Origin of the sequence: Acetobacter nitrogenifigens DSM 23921 = NBRC 105050 (genome assembly GCF_000429165.1) — a bacterium.
In the GTDB taxonomy this organism is placed as follows: Bacteria; Pseudomonadota; Alphaproteobacteria; order Acetobacterales; family Acetobacteraceae; genus Acetobacter; species Acetobacter nitrogenifigens.
On record NZ_AUBI01000039.1, the window covers coordinates 1 to 8,416 of the forward strand.

Consider the following 8,416-nt stretch of genomic DNA (forward strand, 5'->3'; position numbering starts at 1 on the left):
AGAGAAATCCAAAACGGAAACCCAAACCGGCGCGTCGGTTTCCCCAGCTAAGCTAGCTCATACTGAAAGTATAAAAGCTGTAGCTATAGCTCGGGAACCGACGAAGGCCGAGATTGACGCGGCGTATCACCGCATCGGTTCCAGGGCGTTCGAAGTCGCCGGGTTCGATCTGGCCCGCGACAGGGGTGATTACCGCGTGGCGCGCCAGTGGGCGGCGGACGGGCTGCAGCGCGGCATGACGGCGGATCAGATCGAGCAGGTCGTGGTCGAGACCGTGGAAACCGTGACTGCGCGTGAGCGTGGCGCCGGGCGAGTGCTTCCGCACATGGGATATTTCAAACCTGCTGTGGCGCAGGCGATCGAGCGGTTTGACGTTCATGCGCCGCGTACGGTGGAAGATCATCTGGCGCAGGAAGCGTGGCAGAAGGCCATGGGCGAGTGGATGCGTTCGGGCGGCAAGGGGCCGCAGCCGCAGCTGGTCGAATTCAGCAATTTGCGCGCCGCATGATGCGAGACAGCAAGGTTCCAGCGCCCTGCGATCCGGGTGAATTCGTGGATGTCTCGGCCCTAGCCTTCCGCAGCCGCAAGCCGACCGAGTTCAGCACGCTGCGTCCGGTTGTGGATCAGGTGGCTGAGTGGCTGGAAGAGGCGGCGACCACACTTGCCACGCTGCACGTGAAAAACCTGCGTCCTGCAGGCGTGAAGATAAACTGGCCTGACATCGTGATGGATCGAAAGGACCTCGACTGGTTCCGGGCGAGCGACGACATTCTTCCCTCGCCTACGGCCGACGCCGTGGCGCGCATGGACATCGTCCTGGGTTGGCCGGGCTTGCTGGTCGATATGGGCCAGCGAACGGTCGTCAACAAACGGCTGATAGTGAACCCTTATTCAGGAAAATACCTTTGGGAATGGAGGCCTTTGGGACGTCACCTTGGAGTCGACTACAAGACCGCGCAGGCGTGGCACAGGCGGGCTTGCGAGGTAATAGGAAAAAAATTCAGCTAAGCGTAATTTTCCTCTCCTCAAACTCCTCAAATTGCAGTATCCGCATAGTCATACTCAGGGGTCGTGCAGCCAAACGGTTGCCCGGCCTTTTTTGTTTGGCGAGTCTGGCCCTACGGCTGCGAGAAATCCGGCTGTTGGAGGTAGTTCTCCAGCGTCTTTGTACGAGTCTTGGTCGCATCAATCAGACATTGTTGAAATAGTATCTTGGTCAACGACCCGTCGCCGTAGGCCGCTCCGATCAGATCGCACTCGTCATCGCGAAACTTCATCCACGATCTTTCCGACGTTCGCAGGTGAGCGAGAACTTCACCTCTGACCACCTTCGTCGATAATGCCTTGTAGGCACGATTCAAATCCGCGTTGCGACGCTCCAGTTCCTGACCGCCACATTCGATCATTGCAGGATCTACGCCGCCAGCGGCATCCATACACTTGTCGTAATCTGAAGCCAGACAGGTTCCACCCGGCAAGGCCATCATGACCGATAGAATCACGGCTCTCTTCATTCTCTGACCTTTGCTTTGTCTTACTCGAACTCCGGACAGTCGCCATGCCCGCTCGTCTAAGATGCGTCGGCGCGCTCGTGCGCTCAATAGACACGCGCATCGCGGTCCCGCCGCCCAAACGTGCTGACGCCTTCTACCTTTCTAAGCCGTGGCGCGATCTCATGCGTCGCCTGATCGAGAAGCGAGGACGTTCCTGCGAGAAATGCGGACGGACCGGAACGCGTCTGTTCGGCGATCACGTCCACGAACTGAAAGACGGCGGCGCTCCGCTCGATCCGTCGAACGTCCAGCTGCTTTGCGGGTCGTGCCACACGACCAAGACGGCGCGAGCCCGCGCGATCAGAACCGCGATCGTCGAAAGACCTTGAAAAACGGCTGATTTCTGAGGTTTTTGTGGGTTTCGTCCGGCCGGGTGGGGGCGGGTCGAAAGTCTGGGCCGGATCGGGGGCGGCAACCGCGCCAGTCTCACGCGCAGATTTTTCGCCTGTGTTTGAAAACAATCAATTTATTCAAAGGGGACAGGTCATGGCGCGCGGTGGAGCCCGTCCGGGTGCCGGCCGGAAAAAGAAGACGCAGACGACCGAGGAATGGAACGGGCCGGTCATCGCCGATTATTCGACTTTGACGCCCCTGGAGTTCTGGAAGGCGGTCCTGCGTGATCCTCGAGCGCCGTTTGAATTACGTGCGATGGCGGCGGACAAGGCAGGCCCTTTCATGCATGCGAAGCCTGCGCCCATTGCGTCCGGTCAGGGAGACCTGGGGGATATGCCTGGGGCAGGGAGTAAATGGGAACGGGCCATGTCGCCTGATCGAACAATGAACTGAGGGGCGTATGCTGAATCTGAGCAGGCCAGACTGGGAAAGTCGGTTGCGCGAGGGGCAATCGCTGCTGCCGCAGATCCAACCGGTTAATCCTGCGTTGGCCAGACAGGCTGTTGAAATTTTCGATATGCTCTGCATCCCGGATGTGATCGGGCAGCCTACGTTCGGTGAGGCCGCCGGGGACTGGTTCCGCGACGTTGTCCGAATGTTGTTTGGGGCGCTCGATCCGGCGACCAATGAGCGACAGATCCGCGAGTTATTCCTTCTCGTTCCGAAGAAGAACTCAAAAACGACCAATGGCGCTGCGCTGATGATGACGGCGCTGATGGTCAATCAGCGGCCAAACGCGGAATTTCTGATCGTGGCGCCGACGAAAGAGATTGCTTTTCTCGCGTTCAACCAGGCGTCCGGTATGGTCCGGGCGGACCGGGAGCTGCTCGGGATGTTCCATATTCAGGAGAACCAGAAGCGGCTGACGCTGAAGCGAAGCGGTGCGACTTTGAGCGTGAAGGCGTTCTCGAAAGAGGTGATGACCGGCGTCAAACCGGCGGGCGTTCTTGTTGACGAGGAACACGTCATTGCCCTGAACGCCGACGCGGGCGACGTGATGGGACAGATCCGGGGAGGCATGATCAGCCAGCCGGAAGCGTTTCTTGCAATCATTACGACCCAGAGTGACAAACCGCCGCGTGGTTGTTTTCGAGAGGATCTTCTGCAGGCCCGGGCGATCCGTGATGGGAAATCGCACCGGCAAGGCGACGACGGCGAGACGCAGGTGGCGGTCGGAACTGGGATTTTGCCGGTAATCTACGAGTTTCCGGACAGGCTTCAGAAGCCTGCGCTGATCGGTGATTTCGCGGCGTGGGAAGACCCTTCAGTCTGGCCAATGGTCCTGCCTAATCTCGGGCGGTCGATTACAATTCATCGACTACAGCAGGAATATGAAACGGCTCGCGGCAAGGGAATTGCCGAACTGTCCCGTTGGGCCTCGCAGCATCTGAATGTCGAGATTGGGCTTGCGCTTCGCTCTGACCGCTGGGTCGGGGCGGATTACTGGGTGGGCGCAGGCGACGACACGCTGACGCTGGAGGAGGTTCTCGCCCGCGCCGAGGTCGTGGTCGCCGGGATCGACGGCGGCGGGCTGGACGACCTGTTGTCGCTCGTCGTGCTGGGGCGCGACGCGACGACGCAGGAATGGCTGCACTGGCAAAAAAGCTGGGTGTTTGAGGGCGTGCTTTCGCTTCGCAAGAAAGAGGCCAGCGTGATGCGCGATTTTCAGGCGCAGGGCGATCTGGTGATCGTGTCGGAGCCGGGAGACGACATCGAGCAGCTGGCCGACGTGCTGGAGGCCGTCGACGCCAGGGGCGGCCTCGCCCAGGTGGGGCTCGATCCGCAGGGCGTGGGCGCCATCGTCGACGCGCTGGCGGTGCGCGGCATCGGGCGCGACCGCGTCGTGGGCGTCTCGCAGGGCTGGACGCTGTCGGGCGCCATCAAGACGGCGGAGCGCAAGCTGGCGGACGGGACGTTTCGCCACGGCGCGCGGCCGATCATGGCGTGGGCGGCGTCCAACGCGAAGGTCGAGCCGAGAGGCAACGCGATCGTCATCACGAAGCAGGCGGCGGGGAACCTCAAGATTGACCCGCTGATGGCGACCTTCAACGCCGTGACCCTGATGTCGCGTAACCCGGAAGCTCCGGGCGGAAAGAGCATTTACGAAAGGAAAAGCCTTTGGGCCTGCTAAGCGGAATTTTCGGCGTGGAGGACCGTGGCGGACGCCGTGCGCGCGTCGAGCCGCAATTCCGCGCCGCCGGGAGTCTGGAAAACCCTTCGACGCCCCTGTCCGACATCAAATCATGGGAGCAGTGGCTGGGCTACCCGGTCGCGCGCAACAGCGAGTGGATGCCGCGGATCAGCGAAAGCACGGCGATGGCGTGCTCCGCCGTCTACCGATGCGTGACGCTTGAGGCAGGGGTCATCGCGGGGCTCCCGCTCAAAATTTATCGGCAACAGGACGACGGACAGCGGGTCGAGGTCAGAAACCATCGTCTGGCTCCTCTCCTGCAACAGGCGCCGTTTCCCGGCCGCGCCCTGACGGCGTTTTCGTGGCGCGAGCTCTGGGGCGTCAACGTCCTGCTGTGGGGCAATCACTACAGCGCAGTGCGCTATGACGGCGCCGGTCGGGTGATAGGGTTCGAAGCTTTCTCGCCATGGCAGGTTCAGGTTGTGCGGCTGCCCCAGTATCCAGGGGTAAATTTCTATAATTGCACGCACGAAAATGGACTCTCGGAGACGATACGGCAGGAGGATATGATCCATATCCCCGGTCCGGGCTTTGACGGCAGGCAGGGGCTGTCGCGGATCCAGTCCTTCGCGCGCGGCTCCATTGGACTTGCCCTCACAATGGAGGAGCGAACGGGACGGGTGCACCAGAACGCGGCCATGCCCAGCGGTGTGCTGGAAGTGCCCGGGCGGATGAGCGACGAGGCGATCCTGCGCGCCAAGGCGGAGTTCAACGCGGCGCATGCGGGCCTGTCGAAATGGGGCGGGACCGTCGTCGTCGACGACGGTGCGAAATACACGCCGTTCCAGCTCAGTCCGCAGGATCTTCAGACGATCGAGGCGCGGCGCTATCAGGTGTCCGACATATCGCGGTTCTTCGGCGTCCCGCTGCATCTGCTCAACGAGACGGACAAGACGACCAGCTGGGGGACTGGCCTGTCGGAAAACACGCTGGCCTACCTGATATTCACCCTCGACGCCGATCTTAGCCGGATCGAAAGCGAACTGAACTACAAGCTTTTCTCGGGGAGCGGGTATTTCGTCGAATTCGATCGCGACGGGCTGCTTTCCATGGACCCGGTGAAATCTGCCCAGGTCACGGCGCAGGAGATTTCGTCGGGGACGCAGACGATCAACGAGGCGCGTCGCAAAAAGAACAGGCCGCCGGTCGAGGGCGGCGACATGCCGCTGATCAACAGCACGAACGTGCCGCTTGCGACGCAGGCGCAGAAAACGGCGGCTCCGGCCTCACAACAGCAAACCCAGCAGGATTGACGCAATGAAGCGCTATGATTCTCCGGCCGCACGGTTTTCGAACCGGGCGTTGATGACGCATGCCCAGGCAGGGCTGCCACAGACGCTTGGCCTGAAGCCGCGCGCGTCGGCTGATGGCGTCGCCGAGATACTGCTTTATGACGAGATCGGATTCTGGGGCGTCACCGCCAAGGATTTCGTGCAGATGCTCGCGCAGGCCGGCGACGGAGATCTCGTCGTCCGTATCAACAGCCCCGGCGGCGACGTGTTTGACGGTCTGGCGATCTTTGCGGCCCTGCAGGCCCATTCGGGCGCCGTATCGGTCGTCGTCGACGGTCTCGCCGCCTCGATCGCGTCAGTGATTGCTCTTTCCGCGTCGACGGTGACGATGGCGGAGAATGCGTTCCTGATGATCCATAACGCATGGGGCGCGGTGGTCGGAAATCGAAACGACATGAGCGAGACGGCGGCAATTCTCGCCAAGGTCGACGGCCAGCTGGCGTCGCTTTACGCCCAGAAGACGGGGCAGACGCCAGACGCGATGAGCCAGCTGATGAATGCGGAGACGTGGTTTACGGCGCAGGAAGCCAGGGATATCGGTTTCGCGGATGCGCTCGTTTCTGGCGCATCAAACGCTAAAGCCGCTCTCCGGCCCGGCGTCTTTGCGCGCGCTCCTGAGGCGCTGTCCACATCAGATCCCGCCGCAGAACTTGCTGACATATCGGCGGGCCTGACGGCGCGCCGCCGTCTGCTCCAGATCGCCGAGGCAGAGAACGCCGCCTGACCGGCAGGCCATCCTCCTCGCACATATGCCTGACCGGCGTCGGATCAGGTTTGCATCCTTTCTAAACCCAACAGGGAAAACCAGATGACCATCAAGGAACTGCGCGCCAAGCGGGCGACGCTGATCGAAAACGCGCGCGCACTGGTGTCCGGTGACACGGCGACGACCGAGCAGATCGCCCAGTTTGACGCGATGATGGCGGAAGCGAACGCCATGAAAGCGCAGATCGACCGTATCGAGCAGGCGCACGCGGCCGATGCGGAACTGGCGCAGCAAGTGGCGCAACGCGCTGCAGTCGAAGGAATCAGCGCCAGCCAGCGCGCCGACGACGACCAGCGTGAGACGCGGGTGTTCATGTCGTGGCTGCGCGGCGGCATGGACGGCGTCGCCGCTGACGACCGCATCTTTGCGCATCAGAGGATCGTTACTCAGTCCAGCAACATCCGCAACGCACAGGGGACGACGCCGGGCGCAGCAGGCGGCTACCTGGTGCCGCCCGCTTTCGTGGCTCAGCTCCTTGTCGCGCTGAAGGATTATTTCCAGGCGCTGAACTATTTCGACGAGATCGCCACCGATACGGGCGCTGATCTGCCATGGCCGACCAACGACGACACCAGCCGTCGGGCGAAGATCATCGCGGAAAACACGCAAATCGGGCAGGGCAATCTCAGCTTTGGCCAGACGACGCTGAAAGCGTTCCTGTATGCGACTGACGCGATTTTGGTGCCGTGGACCCTGATGCAGGACAGCTTCATGGATCTGGACGCCTTTATTCGCGGTGCGCTGACTACTTCGTTCGGGCGCACGCTCGCTGATGACCTTACGACCGGCGCCGGGGGCGCGTCTGGCCCGACTGGCGTGCTCACCGCGTCCGCAGTGGGCGCAACCGCCGCCGGCGCGTCGCCAACTTATGACGATTTCGTTGAGCTGGCCTTCAGCGTTGATCGGGCATACCGCACGGGCGCCGTTTTCATGATGAACGACCAGACGATCAAGGTTCTGGCGAAGCTCAAGGACAATCAGGGACGCCCGCTGTGGGTTCCCAGTGTCCAGGCTGGCGTCCCTGATATGTTTGCGGGTTATCCCATCGTTTACAACAACAGCATGCCTGACATCGCCGCAGGCGCGCAGCCAGTCCTGTTCGGAAACCTGAAGAACTACAAATATCGGGTGGTGAGGGACGTCAGCATCGTTCGGCTGAACGAGCGTTACGCTGACTATCTGCAAACCGGATATTTTGGCTTCGGTCGCTTCGGCGGCGGCCTGCCATCTGCGGCGCAGCCGCTCAAATCCCTGAAGATGCCTGGGACGGCCGCCGCCGGCGGCGGCTCGTAACGGTCGGGAGGTCGGACCATGAGGCGGACAACGCCAGTCGGTCCACCTGCGCCGGATGCGCCGCTGGCGTCTCTGGCCGACCTCAAGGCGGATCTCGGGATTTCTGACGCGTCGCAGGACGCAAGGCTTGCGCTGCTGCTGCAGGACGCGTCGTCCATGGCGCTCGTCTATGTCGGGCGTCCGCTGATCGACCGGGCATGGTGCGACGTGATCGAACTGGGGTGCGAGGCGCGCCAGTCGGATCTCGTTCTGGGCCGTTACCCGGTGTCGGCCGTCACGGGGCTTACGATCGGCGCTACAGCGCTTGATGCGGACGCTGTCGCGGCGCTGCCGGTCAATCCCGACGCGGGCATCGTCTACCCGCCGGACAGCGGTCATCCGCGTTGCTGGCGGGCGGCGCGCTACGTCGTGACCTATCGGGCCGGTTACACGCTCGACAGCGTCGCGGCGGACGGCACGGCGATGCGCGGCACGCTGCCAGCCTCGATCCAGCGTGCGGTTCGCCTGACGGCGGCGGCGCTGTGGCACGCGACAGGGCGCGATCCGCTGCTCAAATCCGAAAGCGAGCAGGGCGTCGGGTCGACCAGCTGGGACACGTCCGCAGCGGCGACCGGCGGCATGCCGCAGGCGGCGGCGGACATTCTCGACGCGTATCGCCCGGCGGGCGTGGCATGACGTGGCGCACGGAGCGGCGACGACGTCAGATCGCCGACAAAGGGCGCATGATGCGCCTCATGCGGGCGGATCAGTCGCAGAGCGTCAGCGTCATGGCCTACGCGCCGCCGCCGCAGGCCTCGCAGCTGGCGGACGGCGTCGCGAGGGCTCCGTTCGTGGCGCAGATCGGGGCCGATGAGGTCACGGCGGCCGCTTACATGCCGAAACCGCGCGACAGGGTCGAGGACGGTCCGAAAACATACACGCTCACGGA

Annotated in this window: 10 protein-coding genes and 1 pseudogene; 10 read left to right on the plus strand and 1 reads right to left on the minus strand. The window is 62.6% G+C overall.

The window, feature by feature from the left end; genetic code table 11:
* Positions 1-508, plus strand: a pseudogene (locus G442_RS25655) (hypothetical protein); the annotation flags it as partial.
* Complete coding sequence (locus G442_RS0118575) at positions 505-1,008, plus strand: DUF6362 family protein (RefSeq protein WP_026399163.1); 504 nt, start codon at positions 505-507, stop codon at positions 1,006-1,008. The pseudogene G442_RS25655 and the gene G442_RS0118575, both read left to right, overlap by 4 nt.
* 110 nt (positions 1,009-1,118) lie before the next feature.
* Here the strand turns inward: G442_RS0118575 and G442_RS23430 are convergent, their stop codons facing one another.
* Positions 1,119-1,514: a lysozyme inhibitor LprI family protein gene (locus G442_RS23430; protein ID WP_084440728.1), complete on the minus strand. Its 396-nt coding sequence runs from the start codon at positions 1,512-1,514 to the stop codon at positions 1,119-1,121.
* Between the two features lie 44 nt (positions 1,515-1,558).
* Here G442_RS23430 and G442_RS24705 point away from each other — a divergent pair, with 44 nt between their 5' ends.
* The 8 genes from G442_RS24705 to G442_RS0118620 all read left to right on the plus strand — a co-directional run.
* The gene (locus tag G442_RS24705) at positions 1,559-1,882 is read left to right on the plus strand and encodes an HNH endonuclease signature motif containing protein (RefSeq protein ID WP_084440729.1); all 324 of its coding nucleotides are present in this window, start codon (positions 1,559-1,561) and stop codon (positions 1,880-1,882) included.
* A 157-nt stretch (positions 1,883-2,039) separates the two neighbouring features.
* Positions 2,040-2,339, plus strand: coding sequence for a hypothetical protein (locus tag G442_RS23435; RefSeq protein ID WP_035376931.1), 300 nt, complete (start codon positions 2,040-2,042; stop codon positions 2,337-2,339).
* Between the two features lie 7 nt (positions 2,340-2,346).
* Positions 2,347-4,077, plus strand: a complete 1,731-nt coding sequence (locus G442_RS0118595) for a terminase large subunit (RefSeq protein WP_026399165.1) — start codon at positions 2,347-2,349, stop codon at positions 4,075-4,077.
* Positions 4,065-5,390, plus strand: a complete 1,326-nt coding sequence (locus tag G442_RS23440) for a phage portal protein (protein ID WP_051292550.1) — start codon at positions 4,065-4,067, stop codon at positions 5,388-5,390. The genes G442_RS0118595 and G442_RS23440 overlap by 13 nt, the downstream gene beginning before the upstream one ends.
* A 4-nt stretch (positions 5,391-5,394) precedes the next feature.
* Entirely contained in the window at positions 5,395-6,153 is a 759-nt protein-coding gene (locus G442_RS23445) for a head maturation protease, ClpP-related (RefSeq protein ID WP_035376932.1), read from the plus strand.
* Positions 6,154-6,237: 84 nt separating this feature from the next.
* Complete coding sequence (locus tag G442_RS0118610) at positions 6,238-7,488, plus strand: phage major capsid protein (RefSeq protein WP_026399166.1); 1,251 nt, start codon at positions 6,238-6,240, stop codon at positions 7,486-7,488.
* 18 nt (positions 7,489-7,506) lie between these two features.
* Positions 7,507-8,163 (plus strand): head-tail connector protein, encoded by a 657-nt coding sequence (locus G442_RS0118615; protein WP_026399167.1) that lies wholly within the window; start codon positions 7,507-7,509, stop codon positions 8,161-8,163.
* Positions 8,160-8,416, plus strand: a 257-nt coding sequence (locus G442_RS0118620; RefSeq protein ID WP_026399168.1) for a hypothetical protein, incomplete at its 3' end; no start/stop codon positions are given. The genes G442_RS0118615 and G442_RS0118620, both read left to right, overlap by 4 nt.

Coding starts and splice junctions, on each gene's coding strand:
- G442_RS0118575 (WP_026399163.1), top strand. CDS start 505: ATGATGCGAGACAGCAAGGTTCCAGCGCCCTGCGATCCGGGTGAATTC.
- G442_RS23430 (WP_084440728.1), bottom strand. CDS start 1,514: ATGAAGAGAGCCGTGATTCTATCGGTCATGATGGCCTTGCCGGGTGGA.
- G442_RS24705 (WP_084440729.1), top strand. CDS start 1,559: ATGCCCGCTCGTCTAAGATGCGTCGGCGCGCTCGTGCGCTCAATAGAC.
- G442_RS23435 (WP_035376931.1), top strand. CDS start 2,040: ATGGCGCGCGGTGGAGCCCGTCCGGGTGCCGGCCGGAAAAAGAAGACG.
- G442_RS0118595 (WP_026399165.1), top strand. CDS start 2,347: ATGCTGAATCTGAGCAGGCCAGACTGGGAAAGTCGGTTGCGCGAGGGG.
- G442_RS23445 (WP_035376932.1), top strand. CDS start 5,395: ATGAAGCGCTATGATTCTCCGGCCGCACGGTTTTCGAACCGGGCGTTG.
- G442_RS0118610 (WP_026399166.1), top strand. CDS start 6,238: ATGACCATCAAGGAACTGCGCGCCAAGCGGGCGACGCTGATCGAAAAC.
- G442_RS0118615 (WP_026399167.1), top strand. CDS start 7,507: ATGAGGCGGACAACGCCAGTCGGTCCACCTGCGCCGGATGCGCCGCTG.